This is a genomic window from Ruegeria sp. E1, assembly GCF_056534225.1.
Map to the genome: position 1 here is coordinate 46,201 of NZ_JBQFPE010000012.1, position 24,084 is coordinate 70,284.

Genomic DNA, 24,084 nt, shown 5'->3' on the forward strand with positions numbered 1-24,084 from the left:
ATGAGTCGACGCCAGCGATTGGGATTGAGAATGAATCAAATACTGAGAGTCCGGCAGCTTGAGGCCCTGATGGCTGTGACCACCAACGGCTCGGTCACGGCGGCTGCAGCGGATCTGGGGGTCAGCCAACCCGCTGTCAGCAGGCTACTTTCGGACCTTGAAAAGTCTCTGGGGTTTCAGCTTTTCGACCGCCGCGAGGGGCGATTGTTGCCAACGCAAGAGGTACGCTACCTTCTGCCCAGCGTTGAACGCGTTCTGGAACTGATGAGGCAAATCGCTGATGTCAGTCAGGATATCACCCAGCGCAAAGCGGGGCATATCCGTGTCGCCTGTCTGCCTGGGTTTGCCACCAGCCATCTGCCCGATGTGGTCGCCAGATTCCTGCATGATCGACCCGGCGTCACCCTGACGATCGAGCCGGACCGACCGGAACGTATTCTAGAATGGATGATCGGTGAGCAATATGATTTTGGCATCACCGATAGCTTCAATGGTCATCCTGCCGTCGAAAGCAGCAATATCGACGTTCGGACGGTTTGTGTATTTCCAGCCGGACATAAGTTGGAAGCCAGCACCGAGGTGACCCCGGCGGACCTTGCAGATCAAAAGATAATCCATACACGCCGCGACAGTGCGTTTTTCGGGCGGCTGTCCAAGGCGTTTCAGACTGCAAATGTCGATCTGAATTCCCATATCGAAGTCAGGCAATTCACTGCGGCTTGTGAACTGGCGCTGAAGGGGGTCGGTGTTTCCATCGTAAGTGAGCTGGATGCCGTCCAGTACAAGGCCCGGGGTCTCTGCTGCAGGCCGTTCAGGCCTATGCTGTCACATACCCTCTCGCTGGTGCGCCCGATCTTGAAACAACCTTCGCTGGTGACGCTGGAGTTTATTGAACAGTTCAAAGAAAGCCTTGAGCCGTTCAAGGCCGGATAGCGTTGGAACTGGCCGTTGTCGGATTTGCAAGTCTTCGCGCGTCCTTGCACCATGTTACGCGTTCACGGAGGCAATAATGATCTATGCAATCACGATTTATGGCGAGGCAGGCGTGTTCGAAGCGCTGCCAAAAGATCGCCAGGACGAGGTGATGGCCGGCCACGGCACGCTGCAAGACGCGCTGAAGAAGCGGGGGGAGTTCGTATCGATCAAGCTGATGCCGCCGACCTCTGCCGTGATGGTGGAACCGGGCTCGGCTGAAGGTGCGGCACCGCTAATCACCGACGGGCCGTTCTCTGAAACCAAAGAGAGCTTTCTGGGCTTTTATGCTGCGGATTTCGCGAACCTTGATGAGGCGCTGGAATATGCAAAGATGATTTCGTCGCCCATTGCCCGGCTCGAAGTGCGCCCCGTCGCCTGGGCCGGGGGGGTCATTTCGTCGGAATAGATCATGTCGGATTGGCTCAACGCGACATTCATCCAAAACCGACCGCGTGCCATAGCGGCGCTGACGCGGGTTTTCGGCGATATCGATGTTGCGGAAGAAGCTTTTGCCGACGCCTGTGTAAAGGCGTTGACGGTCTGGCCTCACGATGGGGCGCCGCGCGATCCGTTAGCGTGGCTGCTGACCACGGCCCGAAATGCAGGTCTCGATCATTTGCGCAAGTCCCAGCGCCGCAATGCGATCCTGTCGCGCCATGCAAAGGAGTTGCAGCCGGTGCATGTTGAAGACCCAGACCCGGATGAACTGCGCGACGACGTCTTGCGCCTGTTGTTCATCTGCTGCCACCCCGAGCTGGACCGGCGCGACCAGATCGCCATTGCTTTGCGCGTGGTGGCGGGGCTGAGTGTGGATGAAATCGCCAGCGGCTTTCTGGTCAAGCCCAAGACGATGGAACAACGTATCACCCGGGCCAAGAAAAAGATCGCCAACAACCCGGTCGCCTTCGAAACACCCAGCCCGGCCGAGCGTGGTGCACGTTTGGGTGAGGTTTCGCTGATGATCTATCTGATGTTCAGCGAAGGCTGGTCCACATCCACCGGTCCCGCGCAGATGAAACTGACCCTTTGTGATGAGGCGATCCGACTTGCGCGTCTGCTGGCGGCCCTGTTTCCGGCGATGGGTGAACAGGCGGCGTTGCTGGCGCTTTTGTTGCTGCAACACGCCCGGCGGCGCGCGCGGGTGGACGGGCAGGGCAGGCTTGTCGCTCTGGACGAACAGGATCGCAGCCTGTGGGACCGGACCATCATCGCCGAGGCCACGGCGCTATTGCAAAAAGCCCAAAGGATCGGTCATCGCGGGGTCTATGTCATTCAAGCCTCGATCGCGGCGGAACACGCTCGCGCAGCCTCATCCGATGAAACCGACTGGGCCTTGATCGAGGCCCACTATGCCGCCCTATATGTGCTACAACCAACTCCCGTCATCCGGCTCAATCAGATCGCGGCGCAGGCCAGACTGCATGGTCCGCGATATGCATTGGACGCGATGGAAGCTTTGGAGAGGGAACTGGCCTCTTATCGCTGGTTTCATGCCATGCGGGGTGGATTATTGCAGGATGTTGGCGACCATAAGATCGCGGTTGAAGCGTTTGAGGCGGCTCTGGCTCTTGCGCCGACCGATCTCGAACGCGTTGCAATCAGTGAAAAAATGGCGATCAGCCAAAAAGAATTGGGTAGGGTGTAGGGATCTGGTCACCTTACGCGTCCTTGGATCAGACCCGCACGTGGCGGGCGCAACCAAGGGAGGTACCCATGAGTATTCTTGAGATGACCACTGTCGGCAATTCCGGCTGGATCGGACATTCCGGGCCAGATCAGGGCAAGGCCAAGGCGTTCTATCAAGAGGTGCTGGGCTGGACAATCAACGACATGCCAATGCAGGACGGGTCAAGCTATTCGGCGGCGGTGGTCGGGGAAACCGCTATTGGCGGGTTTTCACCGATGCCCGAAGAGAACGGAAGCTGGACGATCTTTTTCACCGTTGCCGATGTTGATGCAAGCGTTGCAGCGGCAAAGGGCAAGGGGGCAACCGTTTTCCAGCCAGCGATGGACATGCCGGGTGTCGGACGCATGGCCACGCTGACCGACCCGCAGGGGGCAAGGTTTGCGTTGATCACATACGAAAGCATGGCGTCCTGAGCGCGGCGTGGACGGAGAGATCAGATGATACACCCTCCTGAAATCGCGTTGATCGTGACCGCGGTATTTGTGTTGATGAGCATTCCGATGGCCATTGCGGTCGGGGTGCGCCGCGCCCGGACCGGCATCCTTTTGCTGCATGGTGAGGATGACGGGCTTTTGCGCCTGATGCGGGCGCATGGAAACTTTGTCGAATATGTCCCGCTGGCCCTGCTAGCCCTTGCAGGGGCTGAAATCGCCGGTGCTCCGACTTGGCTTCTTGTGATCTGTGGCGGCGTTCTGGTGCTGGCGCGATTGATTCACTATTTCAGCCTTCGCGCTGCTGCCGATGGCAAAGGACGCGCGATTGGTGCGGGCTTGACAACACTGACCATGCTGGTGCTTGCGCTAACAATCCTCTTGCAGCTTGGCAGGGCGGGCTGATGCCTGTCGATGAGACCCTGAACAGCCGTATGCGCGACGCCTTAGCCGCGCATGTGGGCATTTCCGAAAAACAGATGATGGGCGGACAATGTTTCTTTTTGAACGGCAACATGTTGGGGGGTGTGCGGCGGCACAAGGATGGGGTCGGGCGGTTCATGTTCCGGGTCGGCAAGGCGAATGAACCCGCCGCGCTGACGGATCTGACGGCCCGGCCCGTGATCCACGGCACTCGCAAACTGGGCGGGTTTGTGCGCGTTGATGAAGGCGATTGCGATGACGCCGCGTTACGACGCTGGTTACTGATGTGTTTGGAACACGCTGCAGCCCTGCCCGCAAAAAACTGACCGGAGGAAGCAATGACACCAATTGACTGTTTCACGCCCGAGGTACTGGATTTCCTTTCGCGCCTAAAAGCAAACAATACCCGCGATTGGTTTACGGCGCATAAGGCGGACTATTACGCTCATCTCAAGGCACCCAGCCTGCAGTTTGCGGATGACATGGCAGCGGCCTTGGGTGAGCTGACTGGGCAAGAGCACAGCAGTAAGATCTTTCGGATTCACCGCGATGTTCGATTTTCCAAGGACAAGACGCCCTACAACGCGCATCTTCATCTGGCCTTCATGCCGGTCGGACCGGAAGGCCAACCCCCGATGTGGTTCTTTGGCCTGTCGCCCGAGAAACTTTCGCTTGGCTGCGGGGTTTTTCAGTTTGAACGGGGTGCGCTGAACGTGTTCCGCGCGGCGATGGCCGGACCAAAAGGGGCCGAATTGACCCGGCTTATTGCCAAGATGCGCAAAGGCGGCATCCGGGTTGGCGAACCGGAACTGAAGCGCGTTCCGGCAGGTTTTGACAAAGACCATCCCCATCAGGAGGCACTGCGCCGAAAAGGCTTTTCTGCGTGGATTGATCTGGATGATCCGGCATTTGTTCTTGAGTCAAATCTTGTGAGCCGTACAACTGCAGAGTTACGCCGACTTATGCCGGTGTTTGATCTGATGGTCGGGATCGAATAGCCGTTTTTTGGCCTTGGTAGGATGCAGGCAAGGGAACGTTTTGCGCCTATGTCAGGGGTTGTCCTGCCCGGATAAATACCGATCCAAATCCTCGACGCTGATCAGCGCGCTGAGGTCAACTAGGAACGACAGATCCTCGACCCGGACCACTGATCCTTCATCGCGTAAGAACCGGTGTAAATCCATTACCAGTTCGCTGCCTCGGTCCTGATCGAATACATAGCTTTGCATAACGACACCTTCGCCGTCGGGTTCGATCATGTGTTGAACATCGGCGTCAACCTCTCCGGGCTTGACGATCACGCGCTCGACCGACCGGAAGCCCGAGGCCAGCAAACTGTGCGTCGGCCCTGCGTTTCCGTCGACCACATGGGCCAGGTATTCAATGCCGGGCAATGCGTGACGATCCGCGCAAAGTTGCCGGACCATAACCGCCTTGGTCAGCAATGTGTTCAGACCCAGATGGCGCGCGCCCGGATGGATCATCATGCCGCCCACTTCGTATTGCTGCCCCTGAGTATCGGGGGTCTCTTGAATGACGCATGTGCCGATGATGGCTTCGGTCCTTGTATTTACCAGTTCAAACAGATGATGCGCGCGGGCTGCAGTTCTGAAGGCACGGGCCGAGCGATCAAACAGCACACCTTCGTTAAGGGCTTCGATAAATGTGAAGGGAACCCGATACTCGGCCTCATCCGCATAAAGCACACGCAGGATATCCTGGTCTTTGATGATCGCCGGACGGTTCCAGGTCATGGTTTCCTCTGATCGGTCGGGCCTGATTTGAATACTTTGTTTCAAACAGGAGGCTGCTGCAACCGTTCTGACAACGCGCAGCCTCGGACCCAAAGCTTGATTGGCAAGAAATTAGCCACTATATTGTGGCAACAGGAGTGACAAAATGGAAATGCATGACCTCGTCGAAAACCGGTTGATCTCACCAGACCGTTTGGCCCGGCATCTCAAAACCACCAAGCGCGAGATTGGTGAGACCTTGGGTATCGCACCGGAATCCCTGTCGCGCCGGCAGCGGATTGCATCTGTTTCGGTCCAGACGTCTCTGCGGCATCTGATCGAGATCCTGAATGTCGTTGCCCCGGCTGTCGGAAGTTCGCTGATGGCTTATGCCTGGTACCGTTCCGAACCCATCGTGGGTTTTGGAGGGCGCACGCCCGAGGAAATCGTGAAGGACGGTGAAACCAGCGCATTGAAATCTCATATCCTGCGGCGTCTCGAAGGCGGATACGCTTGAAACATGCCATCCGCGTGCGGCGCACGGTCATCCGCGCCGCCAAGCCACGCTGGACATATCTGCCAACATCCGGGGAAGGGGCCGCGCGCCGGGGCGGACGGTTCAATCCTATCGGCCAGCCTGCGCTTTATACCTCGCTTGCCCATGAAACGGCGGCGCGTGAAGTGCGGTTCAGCCTCAATCAGGAACCCTATACCTTTTACTTTCTCGCTGTGGATTGCCATCACATTATCGACCTCACCAACCGTGAGACCCGAGAGATGCTTGGCATCCCGTGGAATGATCTGGCCAATGACAACTGGGAATCTCAGATGCATCAGGGGCTTGTTCCTTCGACCCATAGCGTTGCAGGCAGGCTAAAAAGCGACGGATATGCCGGTATCCTGATCAACAGTTTCGCGCCGGGCGCCACGCCCGATGACATAAATCTGGTTCTGTGGAGCTGGGATGCGGTCGACCAGCTTCCATCGGACAGACCAAACGCGGTCAAGGTGCTTAACCGGAGCGATTTGCCCAGTAATGACGCCTCGTGGCAATAATCCGGCCTGCGCAGCTTATCTCTAACCTCACCGCTTGACCCGGCCCTCAGAACACTTTAGGCGCTGGTTCCCCTTACACAGACATTTCGGAGACATGCGCCATGGTCGCCAACAGCCCGTGGATTGGTGTTGATTTTGGCACGTCAAACTCGGCAGTCGCCTATGTGGATGCAGGCACTACGCGTCTTGTGCGGTTTGATGCGGCTGGTACTCTGCCAACAACCTTCTTCTTCGAATTCGACACGCGCGACACCCTGATCGGCGAACCAGCCAATCAGGCGCTGCTTGATGGGCTGGAGGGGCGTTTTATGCGGGCGCTCAAACGGGTTCTGGGCACGTCGTTGATGCATGAAAAGCGCCAGATCCTGAACCAGAGGCTGACATTCGTCGATATCATCGGATCGTTTCTGCGCAGGCTTCGAGAACAGGCCGAGGCCGAGCGTGGCGTGGCCTGTACCCGCGTGGTCTCGGGGCGGCCCGTGGTGTTTCACGGGGCAGGCGATCCGCGTGAGGCTCAGGCCGAGGCTGATCTGCGCGCTTGTTATGAGGCCGCCGGGTTTACCGACATCCGGTTCTGCCTTGAACCTGCGGCGGCGGCAATGGCCAGCGGGGCAACGGAACAGTCCGAAACTGTCGGGTTGGTCGTGGACATCGGCGGCGGCACATCGGATTTCTCGGTCTTTCGTACCGGCGCTTCAGGGGTCGAAATACTGGCCAATCACGGTGTGCGCATCGGGGGCACCGATTTCGACCGCGCCATCAGCATAGACCGGGTGATGCCCTTGCTAGGCAAAGGTTCGATGATCCGGGATTTGTTTGGCAGCGGCCGGTCGCAAGCGCCGAATGCCATTTTCAACGACCTTGCGACGTGGGAGGTGATCCCGTTTCTTTATACCTCGCAGAACCGGCGCATGGTGGGTGACATGCACAGGCTGGCGGAATCCCCCGAAAAACTGGCCCGACTTGCCGCGGTTCTGGAACACGAACTGGGTCACGAACTGGCCTTCGCGGTGGAGCGTGGGAAGATTGCGGTGAACTCAGGGGTTGCCGACCCGGTGATCGCGCTGGGTATGCTGGAGAACGGGTTGGCCGCGCGGCTGAGCGATGCCGTGGTGGCAGACAGTCTTGCCAACCATGCCGCGCAACTTGAGGCAGGCGCGCGCGATGTGTTGCAACAGGCAGATCTGACGGCGGACCAGATCGACCGGGTCGTCTATGTTGGCGGTTCCAGCCTGATGACCGTGGTGCCGGACACGATGCGTCGTGTCTGCCCGGCTGCTGAACATTCCTTTGCCTCGGTCTTTACCGCCGTTGCCGAAGGTCTTGCGCTTGTGGCGGCAGGCGAGGCCGACTGAGCCGCAGGGTTGCCAAACTTCCCGCCCCTTCGTATCGTCGGGGCATTGTCACATTCAACAACGGGAGGGCACGAGCTGAACATGCGTATCATCCGCCGACTTCAGCATGGCCCGCGTTTTGCCCTGCAGATCCGTTTGCAGGGCTGACCCGAGACACTTTGTATCGACGGTCTGCCCATAGCCGCGCCGCGGCCATACCTTTGTGACCCGAGATACCTTATGACGATCCTTAATATCTCTGCTTTGGGCGTGACCCTTGGCGATCCGCTGTTTTCTGACCTTAACCTGACCATCTCGAAATCCGACAGGATCGGGCTGGTTGCCGCCAACGGGCGTGGCAAGTCCACATTGCTGGCCTGTCTGGCAGGCGAGCTGGACGCAACCACCGGAGAGATCACCTGCGCCCGAGGTCTGCGGACCGGCTATGTAAAGCAATATGTCCCGCCCGAGGCCCTTGAACTGACACTCTATGATTGGGTGCACGCAGCACTTCCGCCCGATCAGGCGGATTACGAAAGCTGGCGCGTTGATGTGGTGCTGGATGAGCTGAGCGTGCCCTATGAGTTGCAGCATAGACCTTTGGCCGAGCTGAGCGGCGGCTGGCAGCGCACGGCGATGCTGGCTGCGGTCTGGATCAATCAGCCGGACCTGTTGCTGCTGGACGAGCCAACCAACCATCTGGACCTGGGCCGCATTGCCCTGCTGGAACGCTGGCTGGCGGCGCTGCCACGGGAAACACCCGTGATTATCACTTCGCACGACCGGGCGTTTCTGGATGCGACGACCAACCGGACGCTGTTTCTGAGGCCCGAGAACGCGCGCGTGTTTCCACTTCCGTATTCGGCGGCCCGCGCGGCGCTGGATGCGGCGGATGCTGCGGATGAACGGCGGCTGGCCAACGACATGAACAAAGCCCGCCAATTGCGCCGACAGGCGGCGGCGCTGAAGAATGTCGGGATCAATTCAGGCTCGGACCTGTTGCTGACCAAAACGAAACAGCTGACCGACCGCGCCGACAGGCTGGAAGCCGCGGCCAAGCCGGTTCACAGGGAACGCTCGGCAGGGGATATTCGGCTGGGCAACAGCGGCACCCATGCCAAGGCGCTGATCACGTTGGATGATCTGGTGGTCGAGACGCCGGATGGGCGGTTGCTTTACCGGACCGGGCAAAAGTGGATCGCCAAAGGCGACCGCATTGTTCTGCTGGGCAAGAACGGGGCCGGCAAAACCCGGCTGGTGCGGCTGATCCAACGGGCGTTGACCGGTGAGGACAGCCCGGTGAAATGCGCGGCGTCGGTGGTCCCGGCCATATCCGATCAGCATCTAAGCCAACTGGATCAGACCAGTACGCCGCTGGATCTGGTAACGGTTGCGTCTGACGTCGGCGATCAACGCGCCCGCGCGGTTCTGGCGGGTGCGGGGATCAACTATCAGATGCAAGGCACCAAAATCGCTGCGCTGTCAGGTGGGCAGAAAGCGCGGCTGGCGATGTTGCTGCTGCGGCTTGAAGATCCAAATTTTTACCTGCTGGACGAACCGACAAACCACCTGGATATCGACGGGCAAGAGGCGCTGGAGGCCGAACTGATCACCCATGGCGCGTCTTGCCTGCTGGTTAGTCATGATCGCAGCTTTCTGCGCAACGTGGGCAACCGGTATTGGTGGATCAATGGCAGCCGATTACAAGAGGTCGACAGCCCCGAGGCGTTTCTGAACGATCAGGAAAAAGAAGGGTAGGGGGATCAGAAACTGTCGCATCGATCCCTCGGGCTTTGCGGCAGTTCGCTTAGCTGGGATCGTACACATACCCGATCCCCCGCACGGTTCTGATCACCTCGGGTTTTTCGGGATTGGTTTCCAGCTTGCGGCGCAATCGGGAAATTCTGATGTCAATGCTTCGGTCAAACGGATCCCAGGATCGGTCATGCGCCTGTTCCAAAAGCTGATCGCGGTTCAAGACGCGTCCTTTGTTTTCTGCAAACACCTTGAGCAGCCTGTATTCCATCGCAGTCAGCGGAACTTCCGAGCCATCCGAGGCCAGAAGTTTCGCGGCCTCTTTGTCCAGCGTGAAGTCCCCAAAACGTGTGCCGTCACCGTCGCTTGCCGAGGATACGGTTTCAGCGATGGCCCCGCGGCGCAGGATCGCTTTGATCCGGGCCTCAAGCTCGCGAAGGTCGACGGGTTTGCCCAGATAATCGTCGGCACCCATTTCCAGACCGATGATCCGATCCACAACATCGCCCGCCGCTGTCAGCATGATCACCGGCGTGGTGTTTTCGGGGCGAAGGGATCGCAGAATGGAAAGACCGTCCTCTTTTGGCATGTTGATATCCATAATCATGACATCCACAGTTTCGGCTGAGACAATTGCCCTGAGTTCTTCGCCTCCGGATGCGGCCGACACCCTGTAGCCACGCTTGCTCAGGTATTCCTGAAGCATCTCGCGCACGTCGATTTCATCATCGCAAACCAGTATATGCGTGTTCTGATTATCCATCCGAGGGATCCTTCTGGTCGGCGAGAAGCGTTCCGACTAGTGTTCTGAGTTCTGCTGGAGAGACGGGTTTTTCCAGATAGGGCAAGCCGGATTCACGCAACAGTCCCAATGAGCTTTCGCCCATGGTATCGCCGGTTATGTATGCGGTTCTGCTTAGCATATGGGGAAAACGCGTCGTCAGCGCCTCGTAAATCTTGCGACCATCAACACCGGGCATGTTCAGGTCACTTAGAAAAATGTCGTAGCTGGCGGAATGCAGACGGTTCAGCGCCTCTTCACCCGAGGTGACAAAATCAACGTCCAGGCCTTCTTTTCTTAGAATTTCCGCGTTCAACTCACCCACTTCAACCTCATCGTCGACAACAAGGGCGCGGTGTCTGACGAAGGGTGCAGGGTTCTCAAGAGGCGCATCAAGCGCATCGTTGTCAGAGGTCGCTACGGGCAGGGTGATACGCAGACAGGTTCCGGGTTCGTCAGCCCGGTCCAGTCCGATCTGACCACCGTGGGACAAGATGATCCGGTGACAGAATGCCAGTCCGATCCCGGTTCCGTCGCCGACTTCTTTTGTGGTGAAAAACGGCTCAAAAATGCGCGGGCGGATGGCTTTGGGGATTCCGGGCCCGTTGTCGCGGACGGTAATTTCCACCATACCCTTGTCTGGTCTGGGTTCTGCAGACAGCACGATTTCGTCACCCGTTCCGGTGGATCGCATCGCCTGCTCGGCGTTGATGATCAGGTTCAGGATAACCTGCGTCAATTGATCGGCATCCCCGGCGATTGCTGGAAGATCGGCAGGTATGTTGCGCCGGATCCGGATTTCATCCGACGTGCTGCCATAACCTGCAACATCCGCCGCCGTGTCGATCATGCCAGCGACTTCGACCTGCTCGATCTTGCTGGGCTGTTGGCGGGCCATGGCAAGGAACGTCTTTACGATCTTTGCACAGCGTTCGGCGGCATTGCCGATTTTTTCGATCCTGACCGTCAGATCGGGGTCTGTTATTTCTTCCTTCAGCATGAGCGAGTGGCCGACAACGACTGAAAGCGGGTTGTTCAACTCATGCGCAACACCGGCGAGCAGCTCGCCCAGGGCTGACATTTTTTCGTTCTGAAAAACCAGCTCTCGTTGTTTTTCCAGTTCGGCTTCGATTGCCAGCTCGTCAGTCAGATCGCGGGTGTTGGAAACGATAACCTCTTCGCCGTTGAACTCAATCAGGCGCGACGAATCCGCGGCCCAGAATTTGCGCCCGCTGACATCGACAAACTCCATGCGCCGGTCTTTCAGAGAACCCGCCTGTCGCAGATCTTTCAGATAGCGTTCGCGCTCGCTGGGATCCGCATAATAGGATTTTGAGCTTTTGGTATCCCCAAACAACGCTCTGATTTCCGGCGTGGCGAAAAGCACTTTGCCGGTGTCGGCATGTGTCATGTTGATGGCGGCGGGATAAGCCTCCATGACCTGGCGGATCAGGGCGTCGGCCTCTTTCTGGACGGTAAGGTCAATGATGCTGGTTACGATGACCTCTTCGCCCTTGTAGTCAATCAACTGAGAAGAAATCGATGCCGGAAAGGTTTTGCCGTCTGCGTTCACCAGATCAAGCTTGTAATCCTTCACCTGCCCATCGGCCAAAAGCAGGGTGATAAAATCCGCACGCTCTTCGGGATTGAGGTAATGCTCTTTCGCTGATCGCGCGGGGCCGAACATCTGAAGGGCGGCGGGGGTGCGGTACAAGATCTGACCGTCACCGATCCGTGCCATGGTGACAATCGCCGAGCTGGCATCCAGCACTTTGCGGATCAGCATATCGCCGTCGCGTTCTTCAACCTCGGCCTGTTTGCGGGCGGTGATATCTTCGCGCGTGACAACAAAACCGCCCAGTTTTGTCGGATGCACGGACACCAGATAGGTCCGCCCATCGGTTTCCGTCAGTTCATAATCCTGAATGAACTCGATCCCGTTGGCTAGCCGGTCAGACACCCATTGCTGTTCGTTGCCGATGGCGTCAGCGTAAATTCCCCGGCGCGCGGTCTCGCGCATCAGTATTTCCCAGTCCAGACCGGGTTCCAGCAGGTCCGAGACCCCCCTGTTCATTTCGGCATATCGTTGGTTGAACATGACAAGGCGGCGATCGTCATCGTAAAGGGCAAACCCTTCTTTCAGCGATTCAATGGCGTCACGAAGAATGTCCCGTGCCTTTTCGATATCTTCCAGATCGTTTGCCATGCCCATCGTCATCCTGATTTTCTAAAGTATCATTGTTTCAGCGCCATTTCAAAATCTGCGCCCTGTGTTTCAATTGTTTCAGAACCGGCGATTCCGTTTCGGCGTCGGCCGAAAACCTGATTGTTTTCGAGATGGATAGCGCGCTGTGTGAACTGGTTCACATAGCTACAAATGAAACATTTTGCGCTGCTTTCAGAAATCACATTGAAACACTGGAAGGTCAGTTATTGCCCATCGCAAATGCAATTGGGTAAGTACGATGACTATTTCATTTAAACCTACTGAAACGATCAACGCACCTATTGTTGCGTTACATTCCTCGGCGTCGAACGGAGGGCAATGGGGCCAGCTTGCAGCAGATCTCGAAGGCCGCTTTGAGGTTCACGCTTTCGATCTGCCCGGCTATGGCAACGCGCCTTTGACTGGAGATACCACGCAGAGCGGTGCGGCTGTTTCCGCAATCCCCGTGATCCGCGAAATCGAGGCGATGGGCCGCCCCGTACATCTGGTCGGGCATTCCAACGGTGGTGGCATTGCCATCAAGATCGCGCTTATGCGCCCGGACCTTGTGAAAAGCCTGACGCTTTATGAACCCGCTGCGTTCCATTTTCTCAAGCATGGGAATGAGGCCAGCCAACGGTTGTTCGCGCAAATCCAGCTTTTGTCAGGGCAGGTGACGGCTGCGGCGGCAGACGGAGATGCCGAGGCCGGGATGCACCATTTTCTGGACTTCTGGAACGAGGTTGGATTCTGGGATGCGCTGCCTGTTGCTGCCCAAAGCCGCTTTGCCCAGCAAATCAGCTCAATCATGACTGATTTTGCCAATGGCTTTGCCGAAAGCTGGACGCTCAGGGATCTGTCCGGTCTCAACGTGCCCGCACTGGTCATGACCGGCCTCGAGTCCCCCGAGATCGCTCAGCACACGTCGGTCGCAATTGCCAAGGCCCTGCCAAATGCGCGGATCGCATTGCTGCCAGAGCTTGGGCATATGGCGCCGGTTTTCCAGCCCGAGTGGATCAATTCGAGAATACTCGAGCACATCGCCAGCGCCGAGCGTCCAACCGTGACCATCAGCTGGCCAGACCGTCAAGCTGCGTAACCCGTCTGCATCCAAGGGTGCAACAGTCAATTCAACCGCTGGTTTCGAACCAGTCATTTATCAGGAGGAACAAGAAATGGGTATTCAAACAACGATCGAAACCATAACGGATTTTGCCGCGATCAAGGCCAAGCAGAACATGGCCTGGGGCTCGGGCGATTACAGCAAGGTCGGGGTGACGCTTCAGATTACGGGCGAAGAGCTGGCCGAGGCCATGGACATGATGCCCGGTGCCAAGGTTCTTGATGTCGCAGCCGGGAACGGCAACGCCACGCTGGCCTTTGCGCGTCGGTTTTGCGATGTCACTTCGACGGACTATGTCGAGGCTCTGCTGAACGCCAGCAGCCAGCGCGCCAAGGCCGAAGGTCTGTTCGTCACATACAAGGTCGCTGACGCGGAAAACCTGCCCTTTGGCGATCAGTCGTTCGACGCTGTTGTGTCCACCTTTGGGGTGATGTTCACGCCAAACCAACAACAATCCGCAGCCGAGCTTCAGCGCGCGGTGAAACCGGGTGGCAAGATCGGCATGGCGAACTGGACACCGGAAAGCTTCATCGGTCAGCTGTTCAAAACCATCGGCAAACATGTGCCGCCACCTGCCGGGGTGAACTCTCCGGCGCTTTGGGGAAGCCAGGACTGGATCAAGGAGACCTTTGGGCCTGATTGCGAAATCATGTCGTTCCGGCGCAAGAACTTCATGTTCCGCTACAGATCGGCAGAGCACTTTCTGGAATACTTCCGGACCTTCTACGGCCCCATGCAGAAAGCCTTTGATGCGTTGGATACGGAAGGGCAGACGGCGCTGCGCAACGATATCATGGCGCTTATCGAGAAATTCGATATCTCGACCAACGAAACGCTTTGTATCTCTTCGGAATATGCCGAGATCGTAGCAATGCGCCGCTAACCGCGAAACACGTCGCCCTTTGGGTCTTGTTCCAAAGGGCGACCAGACGCCTGGACGGGGCGTGAATTGTTAATCAGTTTGTTTGAAGGGGTTCACCATGGCCGAGCGCACACTTTACGAGAAATACGGTGGGTTTTCGAAGATTAGCAAGATTGTGATCTCATTCTATGACGTGCTTTTGGACAATGATGAGGTCGGACCCTTTTTCGACAATGTCGACATGAGCCGGATGGTTGATCACCAGACTAAATTCATCGCATCGCTTCTGGGTGGTCCGGCCTCTTACACGGACAACCAGTTGCGACAGTTGCATTCCCATCTGGACATCACGCACGCTCATTTCGATGAGCTGGAAACGGTGTTGCAAGAAGCCCTGGAAAAACACAACGTAGCGGCAGAAGACATTGACGCCGTTGTTGCGGAGTTTGGCAAACGCCGCCCACTGATTGTTAGGTAAGCCATGACTATAGAAGCCATCAATGAACAACTTCTGCGCGCGATTGGCGTTGGCGTAGCGCTTTTGGATCGCGAGACGCTGCAGTTCGGTTTTCGAAATGACACTTTTGACGAATGGTTCAACGGCGATAATCAGTCTGATCATCTGCAGCATCTATTTCCTGATCTGGATGTAATTGCGGTTCAAAAAAGCCTGTTTGAAACGCGGCGATACACCTCCGAGATAAGCTTCAAGAAAAAGCGCAGAACGCTGGTCATTGCGCTTGATTTTACGGTCGCGGATGACGACGTGCTTGTTCTTGTCTGCCAGAACATCACCCGCATCAAAGAACTGGAGTCGATGATCGATTCCTATTCCATGATGGTCGAGCGCAACACGCGCGAGCTAAAGCGGGAAAAAGAGCAGGTGGAGAAGCTGCTTTTAAACCTGATGCCGCGGTCGGTTTACGAAGAATACAAGACATTCGGCGTTGTGACGCCTCAGCTTTATGATCCGGTTTCGGTTCTGATGCTGGATTTTGTCGGGTTCACGGAAATGGTCGCCTCACAGGACCCAAGCGTTACCGTAACCGAACTGAATGACATCTACAGCGCATTCGACCGGATTGGTGAGCAGTTTGGTTGCGAACGCATCAAGACAATCGGCGACGCCTACATAACCGTCGCCGGATTGCCGGACCCAACCCCGGATCATGCAAAGGCGATTGCCAATACGGCCATCAGATTCGTGCGCTATCTGAACCGCCGCAACCTGAGCCACCCGCACCAATGGCGTTGCAGAATCGGGCTGGCCTCGGGGTCTGTTGTCGGTTCTGTCGTTGGCATTCAGAAGTATGTCTACGACATTTTCGGGCCAGCGGTTAATCTGGCCTCTCGGCTTCAGGAACTGTCCGAACCGATGCAGATTACAGTGCAAGACGACGTTGCACATGTCCTTAGCGAAGAATTCGACATCGAAGATATGGGATCGAAGATGATCCGAGGTTTCGGGGAACAAGGTGTTTGGCGGCTTTCCGACAAGAGCTGAACACGGCGTTTCTGCGAAAGCCTCGGGAACGGTCCTATTCTGACACGTCCCGCAGCACCAGATTGTCTATCTGGCCTCGAAAGGCTTGATTTTGCTGATGCCAGGTGCCGATCTTTATCCTGTCTATGCCATCCTCAAACACAGACGGCAGAAAATCCACAGAGCCGACGGAAACGTTGTTCAGGAACACCCCGGTTTCCGGGCGAGTACGATCAACCAAGACCCGCACGTTGTGCCAGCGTTCCATAAGACCACCCGGTGCAGCGATAACGACTGCTTTCTCGCCCTTGGCGCTTTCTGCGCCGACGCGGAACTTTGGTGCGCCTGCGGTTGAAATCTCGATTCTGAGATGTCGGATTTTGTCACCACTTTTCCCTGACAAAACGAGCATCGTTTGAACCGGCGCACTTTGTTCGTAGGGATTGATCCAGTCCTCGACCAGAAAATCAAACTCGATCTCGACGGCCTCGGCCAGGTTGTTCAGATCCGGTGTCAGAATTATCAGGGCAGATCCATCGCCCTGCGAATGATAGCTTTGGCCAGTAGGCCCGCTGCCAAAGGTTGCCGACCCGTTTTCGATCGCTGCGTCAAAGGAAGGGCCTGACAGGTTTTCAAGATTGTTTTCAAAGGCGAACTGAAAATAGGCTTTGGGATCGAGTTTTGGCTCGTATGTTTGACCCGGCTCGCTAAGCAGCCAGAAGGTTGCACCAGTCAGTAGGGCTGCAAGGCCGACCAAACGTATTGCGTTTCGCATCTTTACCTCTGGGATTATTGCCCTGCGCCCATGTTAGCACCATGCAATCCAATGCGCGGCCCCCGTACGCTCAAGGCGTGATCATTTGGATGTCTCTGGGCAGCTCAGAAAGAACCTCGGGGCCATCGGCACGCAGGATTACAATCTCTTCCAGTCGTAGGCCGAACCGATCCGGCAGGTAGATGCCGGGCTCGATGGAAAAGACCATGCCTTCATCCAGAACAACATCCGAGGTTGCGGTGATATAGGGGGGTTCGTGTACTTCGGTGCCAAGGCCGTGACCCGTGCGGTGGATGAAATAGTCTCCATACCCCGCATCGGTGATGGTTTTGCGGGCGGCCGCGTCTACGACATGTGCCTGCACGCCGGGTTTTGCAGCCTCCAGCGCTGCCTCGACCGCTGCGTTCACGATGGAATGCACCTCGGCAAAGCCGTCAGGCTGTGTGCCGATGACTGCCATGCGGGTAATGTCGGACACATAGCCATCGATCTGACCGCCGATATCCATCACCACCGCATCGCCCTCGGTCAGGACCGAGTCTCCGGTGTGGTGATGGGGAAAGGCACCATTGCGCCCGGTGCCGACGATTGTGAACAGGGCTTTAGCACCCTGATCTGCGAAGCTTTGTTTGATGATCGCCGCGACGTCGCGTTCGGTCATGCCGGGTTTCATTGCCGCCCAGGCCGCTTGCATCGCGGTGTCAGCAGCCAGTGCGTTTCGTTTGAGCAGGGCGTATTCATCAGCGTCCTTGCGCATCCGCAGCGCACCGACGGTATGTTCTGTGAATGTGCGTTTGGCGTTCAACAACCGATCCTGTACAAGTGCGGCGTGATCGGCGCGCATCGTTTCATCCAGCACAAACGCGCCCGCATTGGCGACGCCAAGATCCTGCAGTAATTGGTCCAATGCGGCCCCGGGGCCGTCGGCATCCGCCCATTCATAAAACGGCAGGTCGGTTTGTTCTCGGGCGCTGTCAGCTTCCAGAGCAGGCATCAGGAAACCCACGCCAGCCTGGGAGATACAGGCCAGAACCGCCCGTTCATCGGCGTGTGGGCGAACATCCAGCAGCCATGCCATATGCGCGCCGGGGGCCAGAACGACCAAGTCCGTGCCGGTTTCGGCCATGCGGGTTTGCAAACGTGTGATACGGGTCATCTGTTCCTGTCCTTCAGTATCGACGCAAAAGCCTGCAGCAACGCGCCCCGGGCATCCGAGACAAGGCATTTCAGAACCGCTACGCGTTCGGGGGTGAAATGCCCTTTTTTGTCCAGAATATTCACCGTCCCCTGAACCTGCGCACCATCTGAGACCGGGATGTTCACCGCCGCCTCGCAGCCCAATGCGTTGATCAGCGCATGATCCGAAAAATAAGGTGAAAACTCTGCCGTATTATTGGCAACAAAGGTCTCTTGCTGGTCCAGAACCTGCTGCGTCCAGCCGTTCGGGCTGATCGGTTTGGTGCCGGTCACCGGATAATCATCGGGATGCGAGGAATAGGCCCGCCACGCGACGCCTGCCTCTCGGTCCAGTATGGTTATGGTGAACAGCCGGGCATTGCAGGCTGTTTGAGCGGCCCGGTGCAGCGCGGCGAAGGTCTCGTCTGGGGTCATGACTTGCGAATTCGCATCAGTGTCCCGGGCGCAGGTTGCGCCCAGGCGTTCTGTCTTATTGTTTTTCGACGAGGCGGTAGTAGACGTAATCGGCATTGGCGCCGTTTACAAAACCCGTCACATCATCATCCATGGCAACCTGCTTGACCGCCTGGAACATGATCACAAAAGGCGCTTCCTCCTGCATGGCCTGCTGCAATTCGACATACATTTGGTTGCGCGCGTCAGGGTTTTGCTCAGCCAAGGCGGCCTTGGTCTTTTCGTTGATTTCCGCCGGGGGCATCCAGGCGTTCCGCCATGTGGTGGTCGAGACATATTTGTCGTCGGAATTGTCCGCGTTATACGCAAACGCCTTGGCGTTTGAGTGCGGATCCATGAAATCCGGACCCCAATACAGCAACATGCCCTGATGGGTGCGCGCCCGATACTTGGTGATGACCTGCGCGCCCGTCCCCGGAAGGATTTCGAAATTGATGCCGGCAGGGGCAAAGGTTTGTTGCAGGCTCGCGGCAATATCCGTGAATGGTTCGGCGTTGATGACGTCAAGCTCGATCGTCAGTGGCAGTTCGACACCGGCGTCCTCCAGAATGGATTTGGCCTTGTCGGGATTGTATTCGAACGGAGTATCCGTCAGCGCGCCCGGGAAGCCTTCGGGCCAGAACGCCTGATGCACCTCCATTTGCCCTTTCAGGAAACTGTCTGCCATCCCATTGTAGTCGACCAGATAGCGCGAGGCTTCCCACAGGGCCGGGTTAGTCAGTGGCTCGTGTTTCTGGTTGAAACTGAACCAGTGAACGGCTGTCTGAGGATAGGTTTCCACCTTGATGCCGTCATTTCCTGCCAAACCTGCGATCTGGTCCGGTGTCAGGTTCTTGGCCATATCCACATCACCGGATTCCAAAAGCAGGCGCTGGGTCGCGGCTTCGGGAACGTGGCGGATCATGACACGTTCAATTCCGGGCGCAGTGCTCCAATAATTGGGGTTGGCCTCAAGCATCAGCGCTTCTCCCGGCGCATAGCGGGCAAGAGTGAAGGGACCGGTGCCTGCGCTGTTCTGATTCAGCCAGGCGTGGCCCAGATCGCCATCTACCTGATTTGCCATGGCGGTTTCGATATCCACGACAGCAGCCGGGCGCGCGGCGAGAACATTCAAGACAAAGGAGGGTGCGAAATCACCGGCCCAGCGAACAGTCACTGTATTGCCATCCACTGTGACCATGTCTTCGATGTTATCTGCCGTCCATCCGAGGTTTTCGAGGATAAAGGCAGGGGCTTTCTGCAGAACCAGAACCCGTTTCCAGCTTTCCAGAACGTCGGTTCCCCGCAAGGGATTGCCCGAGGAAAACTTCACGTCATCCCGCAGCTTGAAGGTGACTGTCTTGGCGTCGGCGTCGATCTCCCAGCTTTCTGCCAGCCCCGGAGCCAGTGTTGTGGTGTCTTCGGCGTTATATTGGACAAGCTGGTCATAGGTGTTGGCGACATACTCACCCGAGGTGAACTCATAGGCCGATGCCGGATCAATCGTCACGATATCATCGATATTTTGGGCGATCACCAAAGCGTTTGCAGGTGTCTCGGCCAGAGCTGGCGCAGTCGACAGCGCAATCAGGCTGACAGCCAATGCCTTGGTGAGGGTCTGGAAATGTCTCATCGATCTCTCCTGTCGGTGGGTTCATTGGGTTTCAGCCCGAGCTTTGGCCCGAGCAGGCGGGGCGACGTTCCGGTCCACAAAAGCCGGGCCGGGCAATCGCCCACATTTGCAAAGGAATGGGGTCTTTCGCCGTTAAAATGCATGCTGTCGCCTACGCGCAGAATGAAAGGGTTGCCGTCGATGCTGCTGCGTATCACTCCGTCCAGTACAAAGATCAGTTCTTCGCCCTCATGCGAAACAACTTCAGATTCGTACCCTTCGGGAATGTGCACGATACGGGATGAGATGGTGCCCCCTGGTAAGACAGTCGACACCTCTTCGTAGGACAGCGAAGAAGGTGCCAGCGCAAATTGCGGGCGCTCACCTTCGCGCGTAACGCTGTCGATGGCTTTTGGGGTGGCGATGAAATAATCCACCTCGACCCCAAAAGCTGCGGCAATTCCAGCCAGCGTGCCAAGGCTTGGCGTCGCCTTTTCCCGCTCAACCTGGCTGAGAAATCCAACTGAAACCCCGGCCTGATCCGCCAGCGCCTGCAACGTCATACCAGATTTGCGGCGCAGGTCCCGAATGCGCCCTCCGAACGCGGCGGGTCGGGAATGATCCAGTTTCGAAGCGGGCTCGGACATCGGTTCTCCAAAATTTTTTTCATGCTAGTAAAAAAATTTTGATGCGTCAAAGCGCGTTTGCTAAAGATAAACAAAACGGAGCCTGATTTGACCCGAGCCGTGCCCGCCGCGCAGTTCCTTCTGACCCTTGCAGTGACCTTTCTTGGCCTGCTTGCGATTACTTTCGTGATCGGACGCGTTGTGCCTATCGATCCGGTGGTGGCCGTCGTCGGTGACCGTGCAAGCATCGAGACGTATAATGCCACGAAAGAAGCCATGGGCCTGGACGACCCTCTGTTGGTACAATTTGCACGATATGTCGGGCAGGTGGCGCAGGGTGATCTGGGGATGTCGGTTTCGACTGGTCGCCCGGTGGCCGAAGATCTGGCTCGCGTTTTTCCCGCGACGTTTGAAATGGCAACGCTTGGTATCATCATCGGCGTAACCCTGGGCGTACCGATGGGCGTATTCGCGGCGGCCCGGCAGGGGCAGGTGGTGGATCAGGCGATCCGGGTCATCGGTCTGGCGGGCTATGCCATTCCGGCCTTTTGGCTGGGTCTGGTTGGGTTGGTGATATTCTACGCCAATCTACGCTGGGTCGGCGGTCCGGGACGGATTGACTTTTTCCTTGATGGCACGGTCCCGGTACGTACGGGTTTGTTGCTGGTGGACAGCGCATTGGATGGAAACTGGGAAGCGTTCAAAAGCGCGTTTTCGCATATTGTCCTGCCTGCCTTCATTCTCGGCTTCTTTGCTCTGGCTTACATTTCACGGATGACGCGAAGCTTTATGCTTGAACAACTCGGGCAGGAGTTCATCACCACAGCCCGCGTCAAGGGCGTGCCAGAACGGTTGATCCTCTGGCGGCACGCGTTCCGCCCGATCCGCGTGCAACTGATCACGGTGATCGGGCTAAGCTACGCGGGCCTGCTGGAAGGGTCTGTCATGATTGAAACCGTGTTCAGTTGGCCGGGTATTGGAAATTACCTGACTACGGCGTTGTTGAATGCTGATATGAATGCGGTTCTGGGGGCGACGCTTGTGATCGGGGCCGTCTTTGTCGGCATTAACAAAGGGTCCGACGCACTCTATCGTCTCTTGGACCCGAGGGCGCGCGCATGATCACGCGCGCGTGGCTACTGTCGGACGATCCCGAAACGAGGGTGCAGGCGCGGCTGGGTGTCGCGTATCGTCTTGCCCGCGATCTTGCCCGCAATCCGCTGGCCATGGTCGGGTTAGCAATCATCGCGCTGTTGCTGTTGGTGGCGGCCTTTGCACCGTGGCTGGCACCTTATTCGCCAATCGAAGGAACACTTGCTGACCGTCTGCAGCCGCCCTCTGCAGCGCATTGGATGGGCACGGACGAACTGGGCCGTGATATCCTGTCGCGGGTGATATATGGCGCGCGGATCACCCTGATGATCGTGCTTCTGGTGGCGGTAATCTCGGCCCCTCTGGGCCTTTTGATTGGCACGGTGGCCGGGTATTTCGGCGGTTGGGTTGATCGCATTCTGATGGGGTTGACCGATATCTTTCTGTCTGTGCCCCGGTTGGTTCTGGCGCTTGCCTTTGTCGCTGCGTTGGGACCGGGTATCGAGAATGCCGTGATCGCCATCGCCATCGCGGCCTGGCCGGTCTATGCCCGTATTGCCCGCGCCGAAGTGCTGACCTTTCGCAATGCTGAGTTTCTTGACGCCATCCGGATGCAAGGCGCCTCGCGATTGCGTATCATTGCCTTGCACGTCATGCCATTGTGCATCTCGTCCACGATTGTGCGGGTCACACTTGATATGGCCGGGATCATCCTGACGGCAGCTGGCCTTGGGTTTCTGGGCCTCGGTGCGCAGCCGCCACTGCCGGAATGGGGGGCCATGATCTCGCGCGGGCGGTCTTTCATACTAGATCAGTGGTGGGTGGCGACGATGCCGGGATTTGCCATCGTAGTCGTATCACTGGGGTTTTGCCTGTTCGGCGACGGGTTGCGCGACGTTCTGGACCCAAAGCAAAGGGCCCGCGGATGAGCCTTCTTTCGGTTGAAAACCTGCGCGTCACCTTCCCGACAGATCACGGACCTGTTGAAGTGGTACGCGGCCTGAGCTTCAGCCTTGGGCGTGAGCGGTTGGGGATCGTTGGCGAAAGCGGCTCCGGTAAAAGCATGACCGGTCGGGCGATCATGGGCCTTGTTCCGGCCCCCGGGCGCGTCACGGCCCATCGGCTAAGCTTTGACGGCCAGGATTTGCGTAACCTTTCTGACGAGGCCAAGCGCGATCTGCGTGGCACAGCGATGTCGATGGTCTTGCAGGACCCTAAATTCAGCCTGAATCCGGTGATCCGAATAGGAGACCAGATCGAAGAAGCGATGGCCGTTCACGGTTCGCTTAGCAAGCGCGAACGCCGCAGGAAGATGCTGGAAACGCTGTCGGCGGTGCGCATCACCGATCCCGACCGCGTCGCGCGCCTTTACCCGCACGAAGTCTCGGGTGGAATGGGGCAACGGGTTATGATCGCGATGATGGTCGTGCTGGAACCGAAACTGATGATTGCCGATGAACCCACGAGCGCGCTGGACGTGTCAGTTCGCGGTCAGGTGCTGGATATTCTTGCGGATCTTGTTTCACGCCGCGGGATGGGGTTGATCCTGATCTCGCATGATCTGAACATGGTCGCGCGTTGGTGCGACCGCATCCTTGTGATGTATCGCGGCGAGATTGTCGAAGAGATCGCGTCAGGCACATTGCTCGAGGCGCAACATCCTTACACACGCGGGCTGATCGCCAGCCTTCCGACCATTGACGAGACCCGGGAGCGGTTGCCGGTGCTGGACCGGAGTAAGCTATGATCCACGTCAACGATCTGACCGTCAGCTTCGGCGAAACGCGTGTCCTTCACGATGTCTCTTTTGATGTGGCCGCTGGTGAGAGTTTTGCCTTTGTCGGAGAGTCCGGTTCAGGGAAATCAACGATCCTCAAGGCGCTGGCGGGGTTGGTGCCGATATCAGGCGGGGTCCTGAGCGTCGGTTCAGACCGCGAAAGTAGCCAGCCGCTCAGCGCGAAAGACCGCGCGCGTTTGGTGCAGATGGTGTTTCAGGATCCCTATGGCAGCCTGCATCCGCGCCGTACAATCGACGACGCTCTTTCAGAGCCGTTGTTAATCCACGGGCTTCCCGAACGTGACAAAAAAGTGCTTTCGATGCTGGATGCGGTCGGTTTGCCACGCCGGTTTCGGTTCCGATTGCCTCACCAGTTGTCTGGCGGCCAACGGCAACGCGTGGCCATAGCCCGCGCGCTGATGTTAAACCCGCCCGTACTGCTGCTGGATGAACCGACAAGCGCCCTTGATGTCAGTGTTCAGGCCGAAATCCTAAATTTGCTGAAGTCGCTGCGTGAAGAGAAAAACCTTACCTTTCTGCTGGTCACTCATGATCTGCCGGTTGTCAGCTTTCTGTGCGACCAACTGGCCATTTTGCGCGCGGGGCGCATTGTGGAAACGGCAGACACATCGGCCCTTCGTTTGGGGAATTTGTCGTCGCGCTACGGGCAAGAGCTTTTCTACAAATCCATTCATGGATGAACTTGTCGCTGGGCGCGTCTGAA

General features: G+C 57.4%; 27 protein-coding genes. 19 read left to right on the forward strand and 8 right to left on the reverse strand.

Annotated elements, in window-relative coordinates; translation table 11 throughout:
• Positions 1-30 precede the first annotated feature (30 nt).
• The 7 genes from ACR0FG_RS15475 (at position 31) to ACR0FG_RS15505 (ending at position 4,514) form a co-directional block, all read left to right on the forward strand.
• Positions 31-933 carry a LysR substrate-binding domain-containing protein gene (locus ACR0FG_RS15475; protein ID WP_480893925.1) on the forward strand — a complete coding sequence of 301 codons (903 nt, stop codon included), beginning with the start codon at positions 31-33 and terminating at the stop codon, positions 931-933.
• A gap of 76 nt (positions 934-1,009) precedes the next feature.
• Positions 1,010-1,381, forward strand: coding sequence for a YciI family protein (locus ACR0FG_RS15480; RefSeq protein WP_480893926.1), 372 nt, complete (start codon positions 1,010-1,012; stop codon positions 1,379-1,381).
• 3 nt (positions 1,382-1,384) lie between these two features.
• On the forward strand, positions 1,385-2,620 hold the full coding sequence (locus tag ACR0FG_RS15485; RefSeq protein WP_480893927.1) for an RNA polymerase sigma factor: 1,236 nt from the start codon (positions 1,385-1,387) through the stop codon (positions 2,618-2,620).
• Between the two features lie 68 nt (positions 2,621-2,688).
• Positions 2,689-3,075 (forward strand): VOC family protein, encoded by a 387-nt coding sequence (locus tag ACR0FG_RS15490; protein WP_480893928.1) that lies wholly within the window; start codon positions 2,689-2,691, stop codon positions 3,073-3,075.
• A gap of 24 nt (positions 3,076-3,099) precedes the next feature.
• On the forward strand, positions 3,100-3,498 hold the full coding sequence (locus ACR0FG_RS15495) for an MAPEG family protein (protein ID WP_480893929.1): 399 nt from the start codon (positions 3,100-3,102) through the stop codon (positions 3,496-3,498).
• The gene (locus ACR0FG_RS15500; protein ID WP_480893930.1) at positions 3,498-3,842 is read left to right on the forward strand and encodes a TfoX/Sxy family protein; all 345 of its coding nucleotides are present in this window, start codon (positions 3,498-3,500) and stop codon (positions 3,840-3,842) included. The genes ACR0FG_RS15495 and ACR0FG_RS15500 overlap by 1 nt, the downstream gene beginning before the upstream one ends.
• A gap of 12 nt (positions 3,843-3,854) precedes the next feature.
• The gene (locus ACR0FG_RS15505; protein ID WP_480893931.1) at positions 3,855-4,514 is read left to right on the forward strand and encodes a DUF2461 domain-containing protein; all 660 of its coding nucleotides are present in this window, start codon (positions 3,855-3,857) and stop codon (positions 4,512-4,514) included.
• A 51-nt stretch (positions 4,515-4,565) separates the two neighbouring features.
• Here ACR0FG_RS15505 and ACR0FG_RS15510 read toward each other — a convergent pair whose 3' ends face one another.
• Complete coding sequence (locus tag ACR0FG_RS15510) at positions 4,566-5,270, reverse strand: GNAT family N-acetyltransferase (RefSeq protein WP_480893932.1); 705 nt, start codon at positions 5,268-5,270, stop codon at positions 4,566-4,568.
• 145 nt (positions 5,271-5,415) lie between these two features.
• On the opposite strand from ACR0FG_RS15510, the gene ACR0FG_RS15515 reads away from it, so the two are divergent.
• From ACR0FG_RS15515 to ACR0FG_RS15530, 4 genes are all read left to right on the forward strand, one after another.
• Positions 5,416-5,766 (forward strand): hypothetical protein, encoded by a 351-nt coding sequence (locus ACR0FG_RS15515; protein WP_480893933.1) that lies wholly within the window; start codon positions 5,416-5,418, stop codon positions 5,764-5,766.
• Entirely contained in the window at positions 5,763-6,305 is a 543-nt protein-coding gene (locus ACR0FG_RS15520; protein WP_480893934.1) for an RES family NAD+ phosphorylase, read from the forward strand. Before ACR0FG_RS15515 ends, ACR0FG_RS15520 begins: the two co-directional genes overlap by 4 nt.
• Before the next feature lie 101 nt (positions 6,306-6,406).
• Complete coding sequence (locus ACR0FG_RS15525; protein ID WP_480893935.1) at positions 6,407-7,660, forward strand: Hsp70 family protein; 1,254 nt, start codon at positions 6,407-6,409, stop codon at positions 7,658-7,660.
• A gap of 219 nt (positions 7,661-7,879) precedes the next feature.
• Positions 7,880-9,397 (forward strand): ABC-F family ATP-binding cassette domain-containing protein, encoded by a 1,518-nt coding sequence (locus ACR0FG_RS15530; protein ID WP_480893936.1) that lies wholly within the window; start codon positions 7,880-7,882, stop codon positions 9,395-9,397.
• Between the two features lie 49 nt (positions 9,398-9,446).
• On the opposite strand, the gene ACR0FG_RS15535 is transcribed toward ACR0FG_RS15530, so the two are convergent.
• The gene (locus tag ACR0FG_RS15535) at positions 9,447-10,157 is read right to left on the reverse strand and encodes a response regulator (RefSeq protein WP_170712135.1); all 711 of its coding nucleotides are present in this window, start codon (positions 10,155-10,157) and stop codon (positions 9,447-9,449) included.
• Positions 10,150-12,381: an ATP-binding protein gene (locus ACR0FG_RS15540; RefSeq protein WP_480893937.1), complete on the reverse strand. Its 2,232-nt coding sequence runs from the start codon at positions 12,379-12,381 to the stop codon at positions 10,150-10,152. The genes ACR0FG_RS15535 and ACR0FG_RS15540 overlap by 8 nt, the downstream gene beginning before the upstream one ends.
• Positions 12,382-12,640: 259 nt before the next feature.
• Between ACR0FG_RS15540 and ACR0FG_RS15545 the strand changes: the two genes are divergently transcribed.
• The 4 genes from ACR0FG_RS15545 to ACR0FG_RS15560 all read left to right on the forward strand — a co-directional run bounded on the left by ACR0FG_RS15545 (position 12,641) and on the right by ACR0FG_RS15560 (position 15,870).
• On the forward strand, positions 12,641-13,480 hold the full coding sequence (locus tag ACR0FG_RS15545; RefSeq protein ID WP_480893938.1) for an alpha/beta fold hydrolase: 840 nt from the start codon (positions 12,641-12,643) through the stop codon (positions 13,478-13,480).
• 76 nt (positions 13,481-13,556) lie between these two features.
• Positions 13,557-14,387, forward strand: a complete 831-nt coding sequence (locus ACR0FG_RS15550; RefSeq protein WP_480893939.1) for a class I SAM-dependent methyltransferase — start codon at positions 13,557-13,559, stop codon at positions 14,385-14,387.
• 97 nt (positions 14,388-14,484) lie between these two features.
• The gene (locus ACR0FG_RS15555) at positions 14,485-14,844 is read left to right on the forward strand and encodes a group I truncated hemoglobin (RefSeq protein ID WP_170425103.1); all 360 of its coding nucleotides are present in this window, start codon (positions 14,485-14,487) and stop codon (positions 14,842-14,844) included.
• A gap of 3 nt (positions 14,845-14,847) precedes the next feature.
• Positions 14,848-15,870, forward strand: coding sequence for an adenylate/guanylate cyclase domain-containing protein (locus tag ACR0FG_RS15560; protein ID WP_480893940.1), 1,023 nt, complete (start codon positions 14,848-14,850; stop codon positions 15,868-15,870).
• Positions 15,871-15,904: 34 nt separating this feature from the next.
• On the opposite strand, the gene ACR0FG_RS15565 is transcribed toward ACR0FG_RS15560, so the two are convergent.
• The 5 genes from ACR0FG_RS15565 to ACR0FG_RS15585 form a co-directional block, all read right to left on the reverse strand.
• Entirely contained in the window at positions 15,905-16,624 is a 720-nt protein-coding gene (locus ACR0FG_RS15565; protein WP_480893941.1) for a hypothetical protein, read from the reverse strand.
• A gap of 70 nt (positions 16,625-16,694) precedes the next feature.
• Positions 16,695-17,780 carry a M24 family metallopeptidase gene (locus ACR0FG_RS15570; RefSeq protein ID WP_480893942.1) on the reverse strand — a complete coding sequence of 362 codons (1,086 nt, stop codon included), beginning with the start codon at positions 17,778-17,780 and terminating at the stop codon, positions 16,695-16,697.
• Positions 17,777-18,235, reverse strand: a complete 459-nt coding sequence (locus tag ACR0FG_RS15575; protein ID WP_480893943.1) for a GAF domain-containing protein — start codon at positions 18,233-18,235, stop codon at positions 17,777-17,779. The genes ACR0FG_RS15570 and ACR0FG_RS15575 overlap by 4 nt, the downstream gene beginning before the upstream one ends.
• A 55-nt stretch (positions 18,236-18,290) precedes the next feature.
• Complete coding sequence (locus ACR0FG_RS15580) at positions 18,291-19,886, reverse strand: ABC transporter substrate-binding protein (RefSeq protein WP_480893944.1); 1,596 nt, start codon at positions 19,884-19,886, stop codon at positions 18,291-18,293.
• Complete coding sequence (locus ACR0FG_RS15585; RefSeq protein ID WP_480893945.1) at positions 19,883-20,512, reverse strand: helix-turn-helix domain-containing protein; 630 nt, start codon at positions 20,510-20,512, stop codon at positions 19,883-19,885. Before ACR0FG_RS15585 ends, ACR0FG_RS15580 begins: the two co-directional genes overlap by 4 nt.
• Before the next feature lie 87 nt (positions 20,513-20,599).
• On the opposite strand from ACR0FG_RS15585, the gene ACR0FG_RS15590 reads away from it, so the two are divergent.
• The 4 genes from ACR0FG_RS15590 to ACR0FG_RS15605 are packed head-to-tail and all read left to right on the forward strand — an operon-like array spanning position 20,600 to position 24,061.
• Positions 20,600-21,613 (forward strand): ABC transporter permease, encoded by a 1,014-nt coding sequence (locus ACR0FG_RS15590; protein ID WP_480893946.1) that lies wholly within the window; start codon positions 20,600-20,602, stop codon positions 21,611-21,613.
• A complete protein-coding gene (locus tag ACR0FG_RS15595; protein ID WP_480893947.1) occupies positions 21,610-22,512 on the forward strand; it encodes an ABC transporter permease in 903 nt (300 codons plus the stop codon). The genes ACR0FG_RS15590 and ACR0FG_RS15595 overlap by 4 nt, the downstream gene beginning before the upstream one ends.
• Positions 22,509-23,330: an ABC transporter ATP-binding protein gene (locus tag ACR0FG_RS15600; RefSeq protein ID WP_480893948.1), complete on the forward strand. Its 822-nt coding sequence runs from the start codon at positions 22,509-22,511 to the stop codon at positions 23,328-23,330. Before ACR0FG_RS15595 ends, ACR0FG_RS15600 begins: the two co-directional genes overlap by 4 nt.
• Entirely contained in the window at positions 23,327-24,061 is a 735-nt protein-coding gene (locus ACR0FG_RS15605) for an ABC transporter ATP-binding protein (protein ID WP_480893949.1), read from the forward strand. The genes ACR0FG_RS15600 and ACR0FG_RS15605 overlap by 4 nt, the downstream gene beginning before the upstream one ends.
• Positions 24,062-24,084 lie beyond the last annotated feature (23 nt).

Excerpts from the sequence above, each read along its gene's own strand:
- ACR0FG_RS15585 (WP_480893945.1), bottom strand. The coding sequence starts at position 20,512 with ATGTCCGAGCCCGCTTCGAAACTGGATCATTCCCGACCCGCCGCGTTC.
- ACR0FG_RS15570 (WP_480893942.1), bottom strand. The coding sequence starts at position 17,780 with ATGACCCGTATCACACGTTTGCAAACCCGCATGGCCGAAACCGGCACG.
- ACR0FG_RS15485 (WP_480893927.1), top strand. The coding sequence starts at position 1,385 with ATGTCGGATTGGCTCAACGCGACATTCATCCAAAACCGACCGCGTGCC.
- ACR0FG_RS15575 (WP_480893943.1), bottom strand. The coding sequence starts at position 18,235 with ATGACCCCAGACGAGACCTTCGCCGCGCTGCACCGGGCCGCTCAAACA.
- ACR0FG_RS15545 (WP_480893938.1), top strand. The coding sequence starts at position 12,641 with ATGACTATTTCATTTAAACCTACTGAAACGATCAACGCACCTATTGTT.
- ACR0FG_RS15510 (WP_480893932.1), bottom strand. The coding sequence starts at position 5,270 with ATGACCTGGAACCGTCCGGCGATCATCAAAGACCAGGATATCCTGCGT.
- ACR0FG_RS15475 (WP_480893925.1), top strand. The coding sequence starts at position 31 with ATGAATCAAATACTGAGAGTCCGGCAGCTTGAGGCCCTGATGGCTGTG.
- ACR0FG_RS15605 (WP_480893949.1), top strand. The coding sequence starts at position 23,327 with ATGATCCACGTCAACGATCTGACCGTCAGCTTCGGCGAAACGCGTGTC.
- ACR0FG_RS15525 (WP_480893935.1), top strand. The coding sequence starts at position 6,407 with ATGGTCGCCAACAGCCCGTGGATTGGTGTTGATTTTGGCACGTCAAAC.
- ACR0FG_RS15535 (WP_170712135.1), bottom strand. The coding sequence starts at position 10,157 with ATGGATAATCAGAACACGCATATACTGGTTTGCGATGATGAAATCGAC.
- ACR0FG_RS15600 (WP_480893948.1), top strand. The coding sequence starts at position 22,509 with ATGAGCCTTCTTTCGGTTGAAAACCTGCGCGTCACCTTCCCGACAGAT.
- ACR0FG_RS15580 (WP_480893944.1), bottom strand. The coding sequence starts at position 19,886 with ATGAGACATTTCCAGACCCTCACCAAGGCATTGGCTGTCAGCCTGATT.
- ACR0FG_RS15480 (WP_480893926.1), top strand. The coding sequence starts at position 1,010 with ATGATCTATGCAATCACGATTTATGGCGAGGCAGGCGTGTTCGAAGCG.
- ACR0FG_RS15490 (WP_480893928.1), top strand. The coding sequence starts at position 2,689 with ATGAGTATTCTTGAGATGACCACTGTCGGCAATTCCGGCTGGATCGGA.
- ACR0FG_RS15500 (WP_480893930.1), top strand. The coding sequence starts at position 3,498 with ATGCCTGTCGATGAGACCCTGAACAGCCGTATGCGCGACGCCTTAGCC.
- ACR0FG_RS15595 (WP_480893947.1), top strand. The coding sequence starts at position 21,610 with ATGATCACGCGCGCGTGGCTACTGTCGGACGATCCCGAAACGAGGGTG.
- ACR0FG_RS15565 (WP_480893941.1), bottom strand. The coding sequence starts at position 16,624 with ATGCGAAACGCAATACGTTTGGTCGGCCTTGCAGCCCTACTGACTGGT.
- ACR0FG_RS15495 (WP_480893929.1), top strand. The coding sequence starts at position 3,100 with ATGATACACCCTCCTGAAATCGCGTTGATCGTGACCGCGGTATTTGTG.
- ACR0FG_RS15530 (WP_480893936.1), top strand. The coding sequence starts at position 7,880 with ATGACGATCCTTAATATCTCTGCTTTGGGCGTGACCCTTGGCGATCCG.
- ACR0FG_RS15555 (WP_170425103.1), top strand. The coding sequence starts at position 14,485 with ATGGCCGAGCGCACACTTTACGAGAAATACGGTGGGTTTTCGAAGATT.
- ACR0FG_RS15550 (WP_480893939.1), top strand. The coding sequence starts at position 13,557 with ATGGGTATTCAAACAACGATCGAAACCATAACGGATTTTGCCGCGATC.
- ACR0FG_RS15505 (WP_480893931.1), top strand. The coding sequence starts at position 3,855 with ATGACACCAATTGACTGTTTCACGCCCGAGGTACTGGATTTCCTTTCG.
- ACR0FG_RS15515 (WP_480893933.1), top strand. The coding sequence starts at position 5,416 with ATGGAAATGCATGACCTCGTCGAAAACCGGTTGATCTCACCAGACCGT.
- ACR0FG_RS15540 (WP_480893937.1), bottom strand. The coding sequence starts at position 12,381 with ATGGCAAACGATCTGGAAGATATCGAAAAGGCACGGGACATTCTTCGT.
- ACR0FG_RS15560 (WP_480893940.1), top strand. The coding sequence starts at position 14,848 with ATGACTATAGAAGCCATCAATGAACAACTTCTGCGCGCGATTGGCGTT.